This window comes from Constrictibacter sp. MBR-5 (genome assembly GCF_040549485.1).
Classification (GTDB): Bacteria; Pseudomonadota; Alphaproteobacteria; order JAJUGE01; family JAJUGE01; genus Constrictibacter.
The window spans coordinates 451,609-468,721 of the sequence record NZ_JBEPTK010000004.1 but is presented as its reverse complement, the minus strand read 5'-3'; the positions used below and the strand labels follow the sequence as shown (position 1 = coordinate 468,721).

17 protein-coding genes are annotated in these 17,113 nt (G+C 68.2%); 6 read left to right on the top strand and 11 right to left on the bottom strand.

Annotation, left to right across the window (positions count from 1 at the left end):
* Positions 1-302: 302 nt before the first annotated feature.
* From rlmN to ABIE65_RS12275, 3 genes are all read right to left on the bottom strand, one after another.
* Positions 303-1,409 (bottom strand): dual-specificity RNA methyltransferase RlmN, encoded by a 1,107-nt coding sequence (rlmN, locus tag ABIE65_RS12285; protein ID WP_354078010.1) that lies wholly within the window; start codon positions 1,407-1,409, stop codon positions 303-305.
* A 77-nt stretch (positions 1,410-1,486) separates the two neighbouring features.
* Positions 1,487-2,002 (bottom strand): invasion associated locus B family protein, encoded by a 516-nt coding sequence (locus ABIE65_RS12280; RefSeq protein WP_354078005.1) that lies wholly within the window; start codon positions 2,000-2,002, stop codon positions 1,487-1,489.
* Between the two features lie 120 nt (positions 2,003-2,122).
* Positions 2,123-2,326, bottom strand: coding sequence for a DUF1127 domain-containing protein (locus ABIE65_RS12275; RefSeq protein ID WP_354078004.1), 204 nt, complete (start codon positions 2,324-2,326; stop codon positions 2,123-2,125).
* Positions 2,327-2,503: 177 nt separating this feature from the next.
* Here ABIE65_RS12275 and ABIE65_RS12270 point away from each other — a divergent pair, with 177 nt between their 5' ends.
* Positions 2,504-3,427 (top strand): transcriptional regulator GcvA, encoded by a 924-nt coding sequence (locus tag ABIE65_RS12270; RefSeq protein WP_354078003.1) that lies wholly within the window; start codon positions 2,504-2,506, stop codon positions 3,425-3,427.
* A gap of 22 nt (positions 3,428-3,449) precedes the next feature.
* On the opposite strand, the gene holA is transcribed toward ABIE65_RS12270, so the two are convergent.
* The 4 genes from holA to ABIE65_RS12250 form a co-directional block, all read right to left on the bottom strand.
* Positions 3,450-4,472 carry a DNA polymerase III subunit delta gene (holA, locus tag ABIE65_RS12265; RefSeq protein ID WP_354078002.1) on the bottom strand — a complete coding sequence of 341 codons (1,023 nt, stop codon included), beginning with the start codon at positions 4,470-4,472 and terminating at the stop codon, positions 3,450-3,452.
* A gap of 13 nt (positions 4,473-4,485) precedes the next feature.
* On the bottom strand, positions 4,486-5,025 hold the full coding sequence (gene lptE, locus ABIE65_RS12260; RefSeq protein WP_354078000.1) for an LPS assembly lipoprotein LptE: 540 nt from the start codon (positions 5,023-5,025) through the stop codon (positions 4,486-4,488).
* Positions 5,012-7,579 carry a leucine--tRNA ligase gene (gene leuS / locus ABIE65_RS12255; protein WP_354077999.1) on the bottom strand — a complete coding sequence of 856 codons (2,568 nt, stop codon included), beginning with the start codon at positions 7,577-7,579 and terminating at the stop codon, positions 5,012-5,014. The genes lptE and leuS overlap by 14 nt, the downstream gene beginning before the upstream one ends.
* Positions 7,580-7,723: 144 nt before the next feature.
* Positions 7,724-8,272 (bottom strand): DUF3576 domain-containing protein, encoded by a 549-nt coding sequence (locus ABIE65_RS12250; protein WP_354077998.1) that lies wholly within the window; start codon positions 8,270-8,272, stop codon positions 7,724-7,726.
* Between the two features lie 336 nt (positions 8,273-8,608).
* On the opposite strand from ABIE65_RS12250, the gene ABIE65_RS12245 reads away from it, so the two are divergent.
* Positions 8,609-9,670 carry a porin gene (locus tag ABIE65_RS12245; protein WP_354077997.1) on the top strand — a complete coding sequence of 354 codons (1,062 nt, stop codon included), beginning with the start codon at positions 8,609-8,611 and terminating at the stop codon, positions 9,668-9,670.
* Positions 9,671-9,839: 169 nt separating this feature from the next.
* Here the strand turns inward: ABIE65_RS12245 and ABIE65_RS12240 are convergent, their stop codons facing one another.
* Together ABIE65_RS12240 and ABIE65_RS12235 are read right to left on the bottom strand one after the other, a co-directional pair.
* Entirely contained in the window at positions 9,840-10,907 is a 1,068-nt protein-coding gene (locus tag ABIE65_RS12240; RefSeq protein WP_354077996.1) for an LLM class flavin-dependent oxidoreductase, read from the bottom strand.
* 97 nt (positions 10,908-11,004) lie between these two features.
* On the bottom strand, positions 11,005-11,859 hold the full coding sequence (locus ABIE65_RS12235) for an ATP-binding protein (protein ID WP_354077995.1): 855 nt from the start codon (positions 11,857-11,859) through the stop codon (positions 11,005-11,007).
* A 159-nt stretch (positions 11,860-12,018) separates the two neighbouring features.
* On the opposite strand from ABIE65_RS12235, the gene ABIE65_RS12230 reads away from it, so the two are divergent.
* Complete coding sequence (locus ABIE65_RS12230; RefSeq protein WP_354077994.1) at positions 12,019-12,984, top strand: M14 family metallopeptidase; 966 nt, start codon at positions 12,019-12,021, stop codon at positions 12,982-12,984.
* Positions 12,985-12,987: 3 nt separating this feature from the next.
* Here ABIE65_RS12230 and ABIE65_RS12225 read toward each other — a convergent pair whose 3' ends face one another.
* The gene (locus ABIE65_RS12225; protein WP_354077993.1) at positions 12,988-13,782 is read right to left on the bottom strand and encodes an SDR family NAD(P)-dependent oxidoreductase; all 795 of its coding nucleotides are present in this window, start codon (positions 13,780-13,782) and stop codon (positions 12,988-12,990) included.
* Between the two features lie 515 nt (positions 13,783-14,297).
* Here ABIE65_RS12225 and ABIE65_RS12220 point away from each other — a divergent pair.
* The 3 genes from ABIE65_RS12220 to ABIE65_RS12210 all read left to right on the top strand — a co-directional run bounded on the left by ABIE65_RS12220 (position 14,298) and on the right by ABIE65_RS12210 (position 16,380).
* Entirely contained in the window at positions 14,298-14,840 is a 543-nt protein-coding gene (locus ABIE65_RS12220) for a hypothetical protein (RefSeq protein WP_354077992.1), read from the top strand.
* A gap of 75 nt (positions 14,841-14,915) precedes the next feature.
* On the top strand, positions 14,916-15,668 hold the full coding sequence (locus ABIE65_RS12215) for a sulfite exporter TauE/SafE family protein (protein WP_354077991.1): 753 nt from the start codon (positions 14,916-14,918) through the stop codon (positions 15,666-15,668).
* Between the two features lie 130 nt (positions 15,669-15,798).
* Entirely contained in the window at positions 15,799-16,380 is a 582-nt protein-coding gene (locus ABIE65_RS12210; protein WP_354077990.1) for a hypothetical protein, read from the top strand.
* Here ABIE65_RS12210 and ABIE65_RS12205 read toward each other — a convergent pair whose 3' ends face one another.
* On the bottom strand, positions 16,381-17,112 hold the full coding sequence (locus ABIE65_RS12205; protein WP_354077989.1) for a hypothetical protein: 732 nt from the start codon (positions 17,110-17,112) through the stop codon (positions 16,381-16,383). It lies immediately after the preceding gene.
* Position 17,113: the final 1 nt, after the last annotated feature.

Below are 17,113 nucleotides of genomic sequence, written 5' to 3'. Positions count from 1 at the left end.
CGATCACGTAGATCCTGCGAAAGTCCTCGACCCATCCATGCCGGCCTCCCTCACCAGCAAGGATCGTGAATCAGAAAACCACGCTCATGGGAATCCCCCACGATTCACATCGACCGGAAACCGCTCTAGCGCCTGTCGGTCACCTTCCCGGACGCGGCGCGTCAGCGCCGCGAGCCGGGACCCGGAGCGCGCGCTGGGAACGCGGGGCTCGGAACTCGGGGTTCGGCGGCGGCGCTGGGTCCCGGATCTGCGCGCTGTCGCGCTTGTCCGGGAAAGTATTCAAGGGATGTTCGATCGTCCCTTCAGCCCGAGGCCGCCGCGGCGGCTTCCTCGGCGATGATCTCGCTGCGGCGCTTCTTGACGCTGGCGGACTTGAGCTGACCGCAGGCGGCGAGGATGTCGCGGCCGCGCGGGGTACGGACGGGGCTGGAATAGCCGCCGTTGGCGACGATGTCGCTGAACCGCTTGATCCGGTCCGGCGTCGAGCATTCGTACGGCGCGCCGGGCCACGGGTTGAAGGGGATGAGGTTCACCTTCGCCGGCACGTCCTTCAGCAAAGCGATCAGCGCACGCGCGTCGGCGTCCGAATCGTTCACGCCCCGCAGCATCACATATTCGAAGGTGATGCGCCGGGCATTGTGGACGCCGGGATAGGTCCGGCAGGCCTCCATCAGCTCGGCGATCGGGTATTTCCGGTTCAACGGTACGAGTTCGTCGCGAACCTCGTCGGTGACGGCGTGCAGCGAGATGGCGAGGTTGCAGCCGATCTCCTCGCCGCAGCGCCGGATCATCGGGACGACGCCCGAGGTCGACAGGGTGATGCGCCGGCGGGAGAGAGCGAGCCCCTCCTTGTCGAGCATGATCTGCAGCGCCGCCTTGACGTTGTCGAAATTATAGAGCGGCTCGCCCATGCCCATCAGGACGACGTTGGTGATTGCGCGGTCTGCCTCCGCCGACGGCCAGTCGTCGAGATGGTCGCGCGCCAGCATGACCTGCTGCACGATTTCCGCCGCACCCAGGTTGCGCACGAGGCGCTGGGTGCCGGTGTGGCAGAAGCGGCAGGTCAGGGTGCAGCCGACCTGCGAGGAGACGCAGAGCGTGCCGCGTTCTTCCTGCGGGATGTGGACCGTCTCGATCTCCTGCCGGTCGGGAAAGCGCAGCAGCCATTTGCGCGTCCCGTCGTTGGAGAGCTGCGCCGTCGCCACCTCGGGCCGGTCAACGGTGTAGTTTGCCTCGAGCAGGGCGCGCACCGGCTTCGACAGGGTGGTCATGTCGGGGAAGCTGCGCCCGCCACGATGGTACAGCCAGTGCCAGACCTGACGCAGGCGGAAGCCGTCGATGCCGTGCGGCGCCAGTTCGGCAGCCAGCTCCTCGCGGGTCAGGCCGATCAGGTTTCGGCGCACGGGCATCGCAGGAACGGCGGCGCCCGTGACGTCGGCAGCGGCGGCAGCGGTCTGGGGCACGGCGGCGGCCTCGACGTTCATGCTCAGCCCTTCTTGCAGACGCGGGTGATCGCCTCGTAGGCCTTGGTGAAGCCCATCAGCGAATAGGTGTCGACCGTCTTGGTGCCGCGGTTCGAGACCGCGGTCACCACCATTTCGGTGCCGCGACGCATCGCGGCGACCATCCGCGCATCCTCGGCGGTGCGCAGCCATGCCGTGTCGCCGCGGGCGAACATCTCGAAGGTCTCGCTGCCGATCCTGGCGCGCGGCGTGCCGTCGCCCTGATACTCGTAGCCGGCGACGATGCTGACCTCGCCGACGACATCGTCGGCGACGCGATGAGTCACCAGGGCGAACACTTCGCCGCGGCGGTCATACTCGCCCTCGCTGCTGGTCGGCTTGCTGGCGATGTAGCAGGCGGGGGAACCTTCCACCGTATAGGTGTATGCCGCCCACGCGCCGAAATCCCCGACGAACTTCGCCTCCTGGGCGTCGGCCGGAGCGGCGAATGCAGGGGACAGGGCGGCAAGGACGAGGAAGGCTGTGGCGTGTCGGCGCATGTTCCACGGGCTCTTCGGTCGGGAAGCCCACAGATATGGGTTCCCGGCCGTTACGCCAACCCTCCGTGGAACGGCGGCCGGCCCGGATGGGGGCCTATCCGGGCCGGCCAGGGGCGCCGGTCAGGGCAACCAGGGCTGCTTGCGGTATTCACGCACCGCATCGGCGCGGGTCATGCCGATGTCGCGCAGCATGCGATCATCGAGTTCCATGAGATGGACGCGCTGCTTCGATCGCTCCTGCCAGTCGAGCACGCGCTCGAAGAGGCGGACGATGCCGAAACCCGAAGCAGCCGGTCTGAAGATGCCGGCCGCACCCTTTGTCATTCCGTTGACCGATGACATGGCGACGACCTTTGTGGTGGATTAGCGAAGTTGATCCGGGCGGCGGCGTCTCTGCCGCCGTCGCTCCGGCTCAGCTATAGGAATGACGCCGCGGGGCGGCTCGCTCAAACGACGTTTTTTCATCGTCCGCATGAGCCGTATTGATCCGAGGAAGTGTCCATGCGCCTGCCACCGCTGAATGCCCTGCGCGTCTTCGAGGCGGCCGCGCGGCACCTCTCCTTCACCCGGGCGGCGGCGGAACTCCACGTCACGCAGGCGGCGGTCAGCCACCAGATCAAGCTGCTCGAGGACGATCTCGGCGTGCCGCTGTTCCGGCGCATGCACCGTGCGCTGCTTCTGACCGACGAGGGACAGCAGCTGCTTCCGTCGGTGCGGGCGGCATTCGACGAACTGTCGACGGCGACGCGGCGACTGCGGGCGGGGGAGCGCGAGGGCATCCTGACCGTCAGCGTCATCCCTTCCTTCGCCGCCTGCTGGCTGGTGCCGCGAATCGGACGTTTCCGCGAGGTCCATCCGGAGATCGACCTGCGCATCGCGGCATCCATACAGGTGACGGATTTCGCCCGCGAGGATGTCGACGTCGGGTTGCGCTACGGCATCGGCCGCTATCCGGAGCTGAACACCTGCCTGCTGATGCGCGAGGAGTATTTCCCCGTCTGCAATCCGGCACTGCTCGGCGGTGCGCATCCGCTCTACACCCCCTGCGACCTGCGCCACCACGTGCTGCTGCACGACGAGCATTTCCCGCACGAGCCGAACCCGGGCTGGCGCGACTGGCTGCACGCGGCGGGCGCCACGCAGGTCAATGCCGAGCGGGGGCCGCGCTTCGGCGATGCCGCGATGATGGTCCAGGCGGCGATCGCCGGGCAGGGCGTGGCGATGGGCCGGACGGCCCTGGTCATGGACGCGATGGCGCAGGGGCTGCTGGTGCGGCCGTTCGACCTGATCCTGCCGGGGAGCTACGGCTACTGGATCGTCTGTCCGCCTGCGAGCGCCGACAAGCCGAAGATCAAGGCGTTCCGGGAGTGGCTGCTGGCCGAGGCCGCGGCGGGGCTGGCGCAGGGGGCGGCGGGGCAGGGCTGACCGGCCCCTTCCCGGTCGGACGCTACCGGCGGGCGGCGGCCCTGCCGACCTCCATCAGCACCCGCGCGCAGATCGCGCGGTCGGGATAGCCGGTGGTCTTGCAATCGATCTCCGCCTGGGCGAGGCGGTCGAGCGCCGCCGCCAGCCAGGGCTCCGGCCAGCGTTTGGCCTGGGCCTGGAACTCGTTGGTCTGCTTCCAGAACACCTTTGGCTTCAGCATGCCCGCCGCCTGGGGTAGCGCCATGCCCTTGGCGATGCGCGCCGCCGTGACATGAAGGCGACGGAAGTGCTCGGACGCCGCGCGGAGGATGCGGATGGGACTTTCCCCGGCGGCGTAGGCACGGTCGAGCGACTGGAGCAGGCGGTCCATATCGCCCGAGCCGGTGGCAAAGGCGACGTCCTGCAGCGAGAGATCGGCCGCGTCGCCGACGCTGGCCTCGACGTCCGCGACGGTCGCGGTCCCGCCGGCGCCGACATAGAGCGCCAGCTTCTCGACCTCGTTGCGCGTCATGATTCGGTCGCCGCCGAGGCGGGCGGCCAGCACCTCCAGCGCGTCCTGCTCGATCCTTACCTTGGCCGCGGACAGCGTCCGGGCGATGAAACCCTCGAGTTGGTCGCCCTCCTCGACGTAGCAGGCGATCGCCGCCGCGATCTTGGCGTCCTCGAAGAGCTTGCGCAGGGCCGAGCGGGCCGGCAGGTCCGACGCCTCGGCGACGACGAGGGCATCGCCCATGGGATCGTCCAGGAATCGCTCGAAGGCGGTCGTCTCGCCGTCGCCGACGCCGCGGATCCGGACGACGCGGCGGCCGCCGCCGAAGGCGATCGACGCCGCCTCATCGGCGAGCCATGCCGGGTCGGCACGCAGCGCCGCGCCGGTGGTCTCGGCGACACGGAAGGGATCGCGAAGGTCGGCCACCACGGTGCGCGCCAGTGCGGCGGCGCGCTCGCGCACCAGTCCGTCGTCGGGGCCGAATAACAGGACGGCCCGGATGGCGGGGTCGGGCCGGGCGACGAAGGCATCGGCCCGGGCGGGCTGTATCTTCATCGCAGCGCCCCGTTCAGCGTGCGGTGCCCGAGCCGGCGCCGTGGCGTTCGAAATAGATGGCGAGGCGGGTGCGGAGCTCTTCGGCGAGCCGCCGGAGCGCCGCATCGCGGGCATCCTCTTCGCCGGCACGGGTGGCGACGTCGGAGGCGACGACGTTGTAGCTGTTCACCGCGCGCGCCTGCCCGCTGGTCAGGACGGCGCCGCCGTTCAGGTCGGTCAGGACGTAACTCGCCCACATGCTGACGTCGCGGCGCGTGGCGGTCTCGTCGCGGCGGATGGCGACGTCCGCGGTGTCGCTCCGCAGTTTCACCTGGAGCCCATAGCGCGCCGGGCCGCCGGTCCCGCGCGGGTCGAGCAGCAGTTCCAGATGCGTGCGGAGTTGCTGGCCCGGCCGGTCCGGGATGTTGCCGACCTCGACCGCCGCGAGCTCAGGGGAGACGCCGCTGCCGCCGTCGCTTGTGCCGTACAGTGGCTTGAACCCGCAGGCCGGCAGCGCGAGGGCGAGCAGCAGGACCGCGGCCCGCGCAACGCGCATGCGCCTAGGCGACGACATTGACGACCTTGTTCGGCACGACGATCACCTTGCGCGGCGAACGGCCTTCCAGAAGCTTCTCGACGGCCGGCAGGGCGAGGGCGGCCGCTTCGGCCTGCTCCTTTCCGGCGTCGCGCGGCAGGGCGATCGTGCCGCGCAGCTTGCCGTTCACCTGTACCGCCAGGGTGATCTCGTCGTCCACCGTCAGCGCGGCGTCGGCTTCCGGCCACGGCGTGGCGACCAGGGGCGTCTCGTGGCCCAGCTGCAGCCAGAGCTCCTCGGCGAGGTGCGGGGTGATCGGCGCGATCAGCCGGACGACCGCCTCGATGCCTTCGCGCAGGACGGCGCCGGCACCGGGCTCGGTGCTGCCGTCCAAGGGGGCGATCGCGTTGGTCAGTTCGCGGATGCGGGCGACCGCCTTGTTGAAGTGGAAGCGGTCCAGGTCGTCGGTGACGCCGGCGATGCCCTTGTGGATCGCCTTGCGGGCGTCGAGCAGCGCTGCGGACAGGTCGGCGGGGGGCGGCGTACCGGGGCCGGGGAGGGCGGCCTGCGGCTCGTTCACCAGGCGCCAGAGCCGGTTGAGGTAGCGCCAGGCGCCGTCGGCGCCTGCCTCGGTCCATTCGAGGTCGCGATCCGGCGGGCTGTCCGACATCATGAAGAGGCGCGCGGTGTCGGCGCCGTAGCTCTCGATGATGTTCTCGGGATCGACGACGTTCTTGCGCGACTTCGACATCTTCTCCGAACGGCCGACCGTGACCGGCGTGCCGTCGTCGATGCGGACGACCGTACCGTCGGCCCTGCGGTCCACCTCCTGGGGCAGCAGCCACTTGCCGTCCGGGGCGCGATAGGTCTCGTGGCAGACCATGCCCTGGGTGAAGAGGCCGGCGAACGGCTCGGCGAGGTCGAGATGGCCGCAGTCGCGCAGGGCGCGGGTGAAGAACCGCGAGTAGAGCAGGTGCAGCACCGCATGCTCGACGCCGCCGATATACTGGTCGACGGCCATCCAGTACTGCACCGCTTCGCGGTCGAACATGCCGTCGTCGTGCGGCGAGCAGAAGCGCAGGAAATACCAGGACGATTCGAAGAAGGTGTCGAACGTGTCCGTCTCGCGCTCGGCCGCAGCACCGCATGTCGGGCAGGCGACGTGCTTCCAGGTCGGGTGCCGGTCGAGGGGGTTGCCGGGTGCGTCGAAGGTGACGTCCTCGGGCAGAGTGACGGGCAGCTGGTCGCGCGGCACCGGGACCGTGCCGCAGGCCGGGCAGTGGATGACGGGGATCGGGCAGCCCCAGTAGCGCTGGCGCGAGACGCCCCAGTCGCGCAGGCGGTAGACCGTGGTGCGCTCGCCCGCCTTCAGCGATTCGAGCCGCTCGCCGACGGCGCGCTTGGCGTCGGGCACCGACATGCCGTCTAGGAAGCGCGAATTGAACAGGCTGCCGTCGCCGGTATAGGCCTCGGTGCCGATCGTGAAACTCGCCGGGTCGGCGCCGGGCGGCAGGACGACCGGCGTCACCGGGCGGCCGTACTTGCGGGCGAAGTCCAGGTCGCGCTGGTCGTGGGCCGGGCAGCCGAAGATGGCGCCGGTCCCGTATTCCATCAGCACGAAATTGGCTACGTAGACCGGGAGTTCGATCGTCTCGTCGAGCGGGTGGACGGCGCGCAGGCCGGTGTCGAAGCCCTTCTTCTCGGCGGTCTCGATCGCCGCCTCGCTGGTGCCGGTGCGGCGGCAGTCGGCGATGAAGTCGGTCAGTTTCGGGTTGCCGGCAGCGAGTTCCGCGGCGAGCGGGTGGTCGGCGGAGATCGCGCAGAACGAGGCGCCGAACAGCGTATCGGGCCTGGTCGTGTAGACTTCCAGCGTGTCGTCGCGGCCCTTCAGCGGGAAGCGGACACGCGCACCGTCGGAGCGGCCGATCCAGTTCTCCTGCATCAGCCGAACCCTGTCGGGCCAGCGGTCGAGGGTCTTCAGCGATTCGAGCAGTTCGTCGCCATAGGCGGTGATGCGCAGGAACCACTGCGCCAGCTTGCGCCGCTCGACCGGGGCGCCGGAGCGCCAACCGCGGCCGTCGATCACCTGCTCGTTGGCGAGCACGGTGTTCTCGACGGGATCCCAGTTGACCCAGGACTCCTTCTTGTAGGCGAGGCCCTTGTCCAGGAAGTCGAGGAACATCGCCTGCTCGTGCCGGTAGTATTCCGGCTCGCAGGTCGCGATCTCGCGGCTCCAGTCGTAGGAGAGGCCCATGGACTGGAGCTGGCGGCGCATGGTCGCGATGTTCTCGCGCGTCCACTTGCCCGGATGCACCTTGGCCTCGAAGGCGGCGTTCTCGGCCGGCAGGCCGAACGCGTCCCAGCCCATCGGGTGGAGTACGTTGAATCCGCGCGCCGTCTTGTAGCGCGCCACCACGTCGCCGAGGGTGAAGTTGCGGACGTGGCCCATGTGGATGCGCCCCGAGGGGTAGGGGAACATCTCCAGGACGTAGTATTTCGGGCGCTCGGGGTTGGCCTTGGCCGCGAAGGCGCCGCGCGCCTCCCAGGCGGCCTGCCAGCGCGATTCGACAACCTTGGCATTATAGCGGGACATGCGACCCCTCCGCGGGCCCGGCGCAGTTGAAATTCACGAAACCGTCGGCCGGTTGCCGCGAACCGCGTCGCCGGCCCCCGCTGTTCTAACGAATGTGGCGCGGCGCGCGAAGCGATCCGCGTACGAACGCCGCCCGGGCGACCGTCACTGCCGGCCGGCCACGCGCAGTTCGCGGGCACGGGCGAGAATGCTGTTCTCGAGTTCGGTCGCGAGCTTGGTGTCGACTTCGGCATTGACCCAGTCCGGGCCGCTGCGCCGCTGCTTGAACAGCGCCACCCGGACACCGTCGGCACGGAGCTGCCGGTCGAGAATGTAGACGGTGGCCTTGAAGCGTTCGTCCGGCGCTTCGGGCGGCGCATACCAGTCGGTGATGATCACGCCGCCGAAGGGATCGGCCGAGGCGAGAGGCATGAAGGCGACCGTATCGAGCGAGGCACGCCAGAGATAGGCGTTGACGCCGATCCCGCTGCCGCCACCGCCCTCCGCATCCCGGCTGCGGTTGCCGCCGCCGAAGAGATTGATCCCGCCTTCACCAAAGAGGCCTTGAGGCTGGCCGTACTCGGGATTGTTCGCGCCCGAGGTCGTCTGGCCCTTGTCGGGGTAGCGCTGCTCGACCTTCGCATCGGAGGCGCAGCCCGCAGCGAGCCCGGTCAATACCGCCACGGCGGCGAGATGGGTGAGTGTCCGACGCATATGCTGTTCTTCCGATCCTCGTTCGCCTCAATCCCCCGAATCCGGAGGCCCCCGAAGCCGGGCGAATATAGGGAGAGGTCGGGGCGATGTTAACAGCGGTCGCTGCCGGGGGCGGCAGAGCGGCCGCCACAGTGCTTGTGGCAATGACGCCACAGTGTCCGATTTAAAGCACAAGTGCCTTTCTGACGGCTTTGTCACCGGCGGTCCGATGGATAGGATCCGTCCTGCTTGTACAGACCTTCTGCCGGCCGGTCATTTCGGTCGGGAGCCGGCAGGCAGAGCGGCGACGGACCTGAGGGGCGTCGGCGCGTGTGTGGATCCGAAAGGAGAACGATAGTGAGAAAGACCCTTCTTGCCACCACCGCGCTGGCGGCGGCGACCGGCATGGCGGCGATTGCCAGCCCCGCGAGCGCTGCTGAGCGCCTTTCGCTCGGTGTGCATGGCTACTTCCAGGCCTATTTCGGCTATCTTGAGGCCGACAATGACCAGAATCGTCGCAACGTCGACTTCTTCCGCGAGGCCGAAGTCCACTTCCGCGGCGAAGTCGCGCTCGACAACGGCATGAAGGTCGGTGTCGACGTGCAGCTCGAAGCCGAGACCTGCGGCGACCAGATCGACGAATCCTACCTCTACTTCCAGGGCGACTTCGGTAAGGTCGTTCTCGGCTCCGAGAACTCGGCCGCCTACCTGATGTCCTACGGTGCGCCGGCCGCCGACGCCAACTTCGACGGCGCGGATCCGAACTACAGCCCGTACGGTGTCGGCTTCGCCTATGCGCCGAACATCACCAGCGACTCCGACAAGATCACCTACTTCACGCCGCGCTTCGCCGGCTTCGGCTTCGGTATCTCCTGGACGCCGGACAACACCGAGGACGGTGGCGCTGGTTCGACGGTTCCCGCGGTCGACAACAATATCGGTGCCCAGGAAGACGTCATCGAAATGGGCCTGAACTACGAGAACAAGTTCGGCGATTTCGGTGTCCTGGCCGGTCTGACGTACAGCTTCGGTAACCTCGAAGCGAACAACGCTGCCGGTGACTTCGACGATCGGTCGAACTGGACGGCGGGCCTGAATCTGTCCTTCGCAGGATTCACCGTCGGCGGCGGCTATTTCACGGACAACCAGGGTCTTGATGGCAGCCAGGACCGCGACGTCTGGGCGGCCGGCCTCGCGTGGGCCAATGGTCCGCTGCGCCTCGGCGCTTCGGTCGCCATGCAGGAAGACGACAGCGCTGCCGACAACGATGTCGACCGCTACACGATCGGCGCGCAGTACGTCTACGCCCCGGGCATGCAGCTCCGTGCGACGGCGCTGTACTACGACACTCAGACCGGCAACCCGAACGACTTCGACGACGCGATCGTCGCCGTCGTCGGTACGGTCATCAGCTTCTGATCTCGCCGGCCCGGCGAAAGCCGGGCCGCGTCGGATTGGGGGGGAGGGGGAGCGGGCCTTGCGGCCCGCTCTTTTCTTTTGCGGAGCGCGGGCGTCTGGCCCACCCCTTCGCCCCGGTGCCGCATCGCTCCGATGGAAGAAAAGGGGCGGGTGAGACGCCCGCGCTCCGTCAGAATGCGCGCTTGATCCGGCCCCAATCGTCGATAGCATCCTCCTGTCCGGGCACGATCTGGATCGTGAACTGCCCATAGCCTGCCGCGCGCAGCGCCTCGACGCGCTGCTTCAGCGCACCTTCCTCGGCGGTGAAGCTGGTCGAGCGGATGAGATCCGCCGTGACGAACCGGCGTTCCTCCGGCTTCACGAACATCAGATGCCCGCGATGGTTCTGCAGGTAGGGCGCGTCCGTCGGCTCGAAGCCCCGCGCCACCTTCACGTATCCGTCGACCGCTTCGGCCAGTTCGCCCGAGACCGGCGTGCTGTTCGGCAGTCCGGCGAGCGCCTCGTCCGCGGCGCGGTGCAGGATGACTGCGGCGCGCGGCCCGGCCTGTGCCATGGCGCGCTCCGAATCGGCAGGCTCGCCGTCCTTCAGCACACAGCCCAGGGCGAATGCCGTGGCCGAAAGATCGCCGGTGTCGCGCCCGGCGGCGGTCCAGCTCTGCCGCATGCCTTCCAGTCCGGTGATCGCCGTGTCGACGTCGCCGATGAAGTTCAGCCAGCCGGCGCCGAGCTTCGCCGCCAGTGCGCGTCCCTTCGGGCCGTAGGCCGAGACGTGCAGCGCCACCGGGTCGCGGGTGTTGATCAGGCCGATCTCGGGGTTGAGGAAGCGGATCTTGCGTCGCTGGCCTTCGAAAGCTGCCTCGACGGTCTCGTCACGCAGAAGCGCCATGACGACACGGATATACTCTTCCATCTCGGCGAGCTTGATCGCGCCGAGACCCATCGCCCGCCGTCCCGTGAATCCCGTGCCGACGCCGAAGTCGATCCGGCCGGGTGCGAGCTGGTTCAGCGAGGCGAAGGCGTTCGCCGCGACCGGGGCGATGCGGTTGGACGGAATGAGGACGCCGGTGCCGAGACGGATTCTGCTCGTCTTCATCGCCGCCGCACCCATGGCGACGAAGCAGTCCGCGCTGAGCATCTGCGTGTCGTAGAACCAGGCGTGGGTAAAGCCGAGTTCCTCGGCGCGCTGGACGACCTTCCACGAGTCGGCCGCCGTGGCGACCGCGATGCCGAAATCCATCCGGGTGCTCCCTCGAATCGTTGGTTGCACCCATAGTGTCACCGGCCGGCGGCGCCGGTCCAGGCGAGCGCCGCCGTCGCGGCGCCGCCATCGGCCCTCAGTTCAGCGGCTTGCCGAGCCGGCCGGCGAGATCCTGTACGAACTGCCACGCGACACGGCCCGAGCGACCGCCGCGCGTCATGGACCATTCGTTCGCCTCACGCCGCAGCTCCTCGTCCGAGATCGCGAGGCCGTAGCGCGCACAGTAGCCGGAGACCATCGAGAGGTAGGTGTCGTGGTCACAGGTGTGGAAACCGAGCCACAGGCCGAAGCGGTCGGACAGCGAAACCTTCTCCTCGACCGCTTCGCCGGGGTTGATCGCGGTGGCGCGCTCGTTCTCGATCATGTCGCGCGGCATCAGGTGTCGCCGGTTAGACGTGGCGTAGAAGATCACGTTGGCCGGCCGGCCCTCGAGTCCGCCCTCCAGCACGGCCTTCAGCGACTTGTAGCTGGCGTCGCCGCCGTCGAAGGACAGGTCGTCGCAGAACAGAACCCAGCGCCGGTCGGTCTCGCGCAGGATGTGCAGCAGGTCGGGAAGCGTTGCGAGGTCCTCGCGGTGGATCTCGACCAGGGCGAGGGCGCCGGGAGCCTCCTGGTTCACCTGGGCATGCGCCGCCTTGACGAGCGAGCTCTTGCCCATGCCGCGCGCGCCCCAGAGGAGGGCGTTGTTGGCCGGCAGGCCCTGGGCGAAGCGCCGCGTGTTGTCGAGCAGGGTCTCGCGAACATGGTCAACGCCGCGCAGTAGGCCGATCTCCACCCGGCTGACCTTGGGCACCGGCTCGAGGCGGCCGCCCGGATGCCAGATGAAGGCGTCGGCCGCGGTGACGACGGTTGCGGCGGGCGGCGGCGGTGCGAGCCGCTCCAGCGCATCGGCGATCCGCTGGAGCGTGGGGAGGAGATCCGAATCGGGCACGGGGCGTGACTTCCTGCGGGAAAATCGGGGGCGGACCCTAGCACAGCAGGAGGCGGGATCAATCGGGGCCACGACCCGCAGTGCCCGTCGGCCGCCACGCCATCCTTGACGCCGCGCGTCCGGCCCGCCGGAATGGGGCATCCATGCGGAGGACGCGATTTGAGCGACAAGAACGCAAACACCTACCCGATCGAACTGACGGCGCCGGATATTTCTCCCTACCGGCAGGGGAATGTCGGCATCGACTATGTCCACACCTTCGATTCGGGCCGGCCGGGGCCGCACGTCATGGTCTGCGCCTTGACCCACGGCAACGAGATCTGCGGCGCGATCGCCGTGGATTTCCTCTTCCGCCAGGGAATCCGGCCGCCGCAGGGCAAGCTGACGCTCGCCTTCGTCAATCCGGAGGCGCATGCCCGCTGGGATCCGACCAATCCGAACGCCTCGCGCTTCGTCGAGGAGGATATCAACCGCGTCTGGACGGAGGACCAGTTGGACGGGCCGCGCGACACCGCGGACCTGCGGCGGGCGCGCACGCTGCGGCCGCTCTTCCATGAGGTGGACTATCTGCTCGACCTGCACTCCATGGGAACGCGGCACGAGCCGGTGACGCTCTGCTACGGCCTGCAGAAGGAGCGGGACCTGGCGCGCAAGGTCGGATATCCCGCGGCGATCGCGTGCGGGCCTGTGTTCGCGCCGGGGCGGCGGATCATCGAATACACGCCGTTCAACGATACGTCCAACGGCCGCGCGGCACTGTTGGTCGAGTGCGGCCAGCATTGGGAGAAGTCGGCCGGCGACGTGGCGCTCGACACGTCACTCTATTTCCTCAAGGCGCTGGATGTGGTCGACGCGGATTTCGCCCAGCAGCACCTGACGGTGAAGCAGCCGCCGCGCCAGCGGATGATGGACGTGACGGACGGCATCGCCGCGCAGACCGACTCGTTCCGCTTCGCCGAGAACTTCATCGGGTTCGAGCATTTCCCGAAGGCGGGCGCGCTGGTCGCCACCGACGACGGCCGCGAGATCCGCACGCCCTATGATGACTGCATCCTACTGATGCCGAACCACCGCGCCCGCAAGGGACAGCGCGCGGTCCGGTTCACCAGGCTCGTCGAGGGCTGAAGGTCAGCGTGGCCAGTTGCGCAGCGCCAGGAAGCCGCCGTCGACGGGGATGAGCGCCCCGGTCACCCAGCGCGACTCGTCGCTGGCGAGATAGACGGCGGCCCAGCCGATGTCCCAGCCGGTGCCCTCGGTCTGCAGCGGTACGCCGCGGCGCCGTCGCTCGCGGGCGGCCTCGTCATAGTGGCCGACCATCGGCGTGAACACCGTGCCGACGATGATGCAGTTGCAGCGGATGCCCTCGGCCGCATAGTCGGCGGCGACCGACAGGGTGAGGCCATGCAGGCCGGCCTTGGTCGTCGTGTAGGCGACGGCACCGGTCTCGCGCATCAGCCCGGTGGCCCCGGCGATCGACGAGATGTTGATGATCGATCCGCCGCCGCGCTTGCGCATTTCGGGCAGGCAGGCGCGGATGCAGAGCAGGGTGCCGGTGAGGTTCACCTGGAACATCTCGTTCCACTGCTCGAGCGAGGCGGTCTCCGCAGTCCCCGGACCGCCGATCCCGACATTGTTGTGCAGGATGTCGACGCCGCCGAACCGCTCGGTCGCGAAGGCGGCCATGGCGTCGGCGGTGCCGGTCTCGCTGACGTCGCCGGCGAACACGGCGGCCTCGCCGCCCTCGGCCGCGATTCGGTCGGCCAGCGCCCGGCCGCGCTCGGCGCTGCGGTTGACCAGCACGACCTTGGCCCCCTCGCGGGCGAACAGCAGTGCCGCCGCCGTTCCGTTGCCGATGCCCTCGCCGCGCGGCGCCGCACCGGTCACGATCGCCACCTTGCCCGCCAGCCGACCTTCAGTCGCCATCGTCCCGCTCCTGCTCGTCCCGAATCGCGGCGATCCTGGCCGAGGAGGGCGCCGAGGGCAATGCGGGCACGATGAGCGCAGTGGGTTCGAGAAGATCGGGGGGTAGAAATGCGTGACGGCCGGCGTTGGGGGGGGAACGCCGGCCGTCACAGGAGCGGGACTCTCCCGAAAGAGAGGTTCACGTGGTTCGACGGTATCGCCCGCGCCCCGCTCCCGTATTCACATCAAACACCCCGATCGTGGCGGCAATGTGGCCTGCGGCGAGAAAAATGCCGATGGCCCTGTCGCGGACGCGGCCTTCAATCTTGCACGGCACACGTGCATTAGAGGATAAGGCAATCGGAATGCCGCTTCGAACTGCGTCCGGATTTCAGCGAATCCCGCGGCGCGAGCGGAAGGGCATTTTGAGGCCAGCGAGCCAACTCCCCAGACGGCGGACGGACTCGAACCACGGCAGGTCCGCTCCTGTCGCACGCAACCCATGCGCGAGTTTCGCGCCGCCAGGATGTCTTTCTATGAAGAAGTGTTTGGTCGCTGTCCTATTGTTCGTCGTGGCTGGCTGTTCGACCTACACGCCTCAGCGCTACAGCATCTCCGCGGACAACAACGTCGCACTGAAGGCGCTTAATGTCGGAAACGTCAATGTCGGCCCCTTCACCGGCCCCGTGGGCTTCGACCCGGGCTGCCGCGCGGCGGGCCCGATCGGCCTTCCGGACGGCATGACCTTCGAAGGCTATGTCCAGAAGGCCCTAATGGACGAACTCAAGGTGGCGGGAATGTTTGACGCGGCAACTCCGCGCGTGACGTTGTCCGGTGCCGTCGAATCCCTGGCCTTTTCTTCGATGACTGGACTGACCGGAGGAACGTGGGATATCACCTTGCGGGTGAGCTCATCGAACGGCCGGTCGGTCGTCGTCTCGGAACATTACGCGTTCCGAAGTGGGTTCGTTGCCGACACGGCATGCAAGCAGACGGCGGAGGCGTACTACCCGGCCGTTCAGAACTTGATCAACAAGCTGGTCACGCATCCGCAGTTCCGCGATCTCATCACAGCGTGACCCATCGTATCGTAGCATAATCGAGACGGCCCGATCTCTGCATAGGACGTCGTCCGTCTGCGGGGACTTCCTAGTATGGCTCTTGTTTACGCCGTCGTCGTGATCGGCGCCGTCATCGGTGGCTTCATCCAGGGCCTTTCGGGGTTCGCATTCGCCCTGGTGGCGATGTCTATCTGGGCGTGGGTGCTGGATCCCGCGGTGGCGGCCGTGCTGGTCGTGTTCGGCGCCACGACCGGCCAGGTGATGGGCGCCATTTCGACACGCCTGCGCTTCGACGCGCGGCGTGCGGCGCCTTATCTCATCGGGGGGTTGATCGGCATTCCGATCGGGGTGCGGGTGCTGCCCTATCTCGATCCCCACACGTTCAAGTTCGGGCTGGGAACATTCCTGGTCCTCTGGTGCCCGACGATGCTGACCATCCGCAGCCTGCCGCGGGTCACCGCGGGCGGGCGGGCGGCCGACGGCGTGATCGGCGTGATGGGCGGCATCATGGGCGGAATCGGTGGCGTGAGCGGCCCGATTCCGACGCTGTGGATCACCATGCGCGGCTACGGCAAGGACATCGAACGCGCGCTCATCCAGACGTTCAATCTCGCGATCCTATCCTGCACGCTGGCGGTCTACACGGCGTCGGGCCTCGTCACCGCGGATCTGCTGCCGCTGTTCGGCGTGGTCGCCGCCGCCGTGCTGATTCCGTCCTGGCTCGGCGCGCGGCTCTACAAGGGCATCGCGGATGTCGCTTTCCGCAGGATCGTGCTCTGCCTGCTGGCTGTCTCGGGGGTGATGCTGATCGCCTCTTCGGTCGGGCAGGTGATCGGCTGGAACTGAGGCGGCGGCCGTCGAGCCAGCCGTGCGGTTTCGCGCCCTTCCAACCGCCGATGAGGCGGGCCATATTCTGCGCCGTCGGCATCTTCGGCGGAGATCTCGCCGGTTCGGCCGGCGGGGTATGGAGGATCGGATGATCGCCAGCGGTCTTGGAACACCGGACGCCAAGGGAGCGACGCAACTCGCGATCCTGGGCGTCGTCTGCCGGGCGCCGGCGCTCGGCATGGAGATCGTGTCGCTGGTCAAGCACATCGTCGGGCGCGCATGGCAGCCGACATCGGATGTGATCGCGATGAACCTGGACGAACTGCTGAACCGCGGACTCATCGAGAAGGAAGGGGCGGGGCGAGGCTGGGACACCACGCGCTACGCGATCACCGACACAGGTCAGACGCTGCTGCACGAACTGCTGCTGCGCCCGATGCAGGGTACGTCGGGCCAACTCGATCCGAATACCGTTGCTCTGAAGGTGTGCTTTCTCGACCTGCTGTCCCGACAGGAGCAGGAGACACAGCTCGACGGAGTGATCGCGAGCTACGGCACGGAGATCGCCCATCTGCGCGAGGCGATTCGCCGATGCGCATGCGACTGGCCCTACGTGCCCGGCTGGATGGAGCTCGAACTCCGGCGCCTGGAGGCGGAGCGCGACTGGTTCGCCGACATCAGGGCCGGTTCCACCGCGCGCGCGCCGGTCACTGCGGCTGCCGGCGCCTGATCAGGGAAAGGCGCAGTCGTCTGCGGTGACGTAGACGAAGCCGCGCGGGTCGCCTGCGGCGATGGTAAAGCGGTATTCCCGCTTGTTCTGAACGACGGAGTGGGTCAGCGGCAGGATCCCGGACACCTCCGACGTCCGTCCTCCGAGCTGGATGAACCGGATCGTGACGGGCTTGGCCGGATCGTAATAGCCGTGCGGGCTGCCGCTCGGACCGATCGCCGACTGGCCCTCGCCGGTGATCCGGATGGTTCCGTCGGCGAAGGCGATCGTGTCGTTGCCACCGCTGGAGTTCGCCGTCGGGAGGATGAAGCGGCGCGTATCCGGTCGGCCGGCGCAATTGTCCTTGGCGTCGGTGGCGCCGATGACGAAGGCCAGCCGATCCGCGGACACGCCCTGTGCGATGCGCTGCTGGGCGAGCTGGAAAATCTCCTTGGCCTGCCCGGTGGGGACGTCCTGGCGGTAGCGGGTCTGCCATTCCGCCTCGCGCTGACGGGCCGCCTCGATCCCTGCGGCGAGTGCTTCGCGCTCCTGGCGGATATCGACCAGCGCCGCGGTGAGCCGGTCGATCTCGGTCCGCAGCTCGCGTACTTCGCGCTCGGCGAGGAATGCGCCGGTCCTATAGGCCCAGAAGCCCAGGACGGCGAAGACCGCGAGCATGAAGACCCACTTGATGATCGCCAGACGGCGCCGCCTGCGCTGCCGCAGCCGGCTTTCGTGGAGACCCAGGGTCATC

Bases quoted from the DNA above. Each gene is read 5' to 3' on its own strand.
- rlmN (WP_354078010.1), bottom strand. From the start codon at position 1,409: ATGCCCGTGCGCCGAAACCTGATCGGCCTGACCCGCGAGGAGCTGGCT.
- ABIE65_RS12280 (WP_354078005.1), bottom strand. From the start codon at position 2,002: ATGCGCCGACACGCCACAGCCTTCCTCGTCCTTGCCGCCCTGTCCCCT.
- ABIE65_RS12275 (WP_354078004.1), bottom strand. From the start codon at position 2,326: ATGACAAAGGGTGCGGCCGGCATCTTCAGACCGGCTGCTTCGGGTTTC.
- ABIE65_RS12270 (WP_354078003.1), top strand. From the start codon at position 2,504: ATGCGCCTGCCACCGCTGAATGCCCTGCGCGTCTTCGAGGCGGCCGCG.
- holA (WP_354078002.1), bottom strand. From the start codon at position 4,472: ATGAAGATACAGCCCGCCCGGGCCGATGCCTTCGTCGCCCGGCCCGAC.
- lptE (WP_354078000.1), bottom strand. From the start codon at position 5,025: ATGTCGTCGCCTAGGCGCATGCGCGTTGCGCGGGCCGCGGTCCTGCTG.
- leuS (WP_354077999.1), bottom strand. From the start codon at position 7,579: ATGTCCCGCTATAATGCCAAGGTTGTCGAATCGCGCTGGCAGGCCGCC.
- ABIE65_RS12250 (WP_354077998.1), bottom strand. From the start codon at position 8,272: ATGCGTCGGACACTCACCCATCTCGCCGCCGTGGCGGTATTGACCGGG.
- ABIE65_RS12240 (WP_354077996.1), bottom strand. From the start codon at position 10,907: ATGGATTTCGGCATCGCGGTCGCCACGGCGGCCGACTCGTGGAAGGTC.
- ABIE65_RS12225 (WP_354077993.1), bottom strand. From the start codon at position 13,782: ATGGCGACTGAAGGTCGGCTGGCGGGCAAGGTGGCGATCGTGACCGGT.
- ABIE65_RS12220 (WP_354077992.1), top strand. From the start codon at position 14,298: ATGAAGAAGTGTTTGGTCGCTGTCCTATTGTTCGTCGTGGCTGGCTGT.
- ABIE65_RS12215 (WP_354077991.1), top strand. From the start codon at position 14,916: ATGGCTCTTGTTTACGCCGTCGTCGTGATCGGCGCCGTCATCGGTGGC.
- ABIE65_RS12210 (WP_354077990.1), top strand. From the start codon at position 15,799: ATGATCGCCAGCGGTCTTGGAACACCGGACGCCAAGGGAGCGACGCAA.
- ABIE65_RS12205 (WP_354077989.1), bottom strand. From the start codon at position 17,112: ATGACCCTGGGTCTCCACGAAAGCCGGCTGCGGCAGCGCAGGCGGCGC.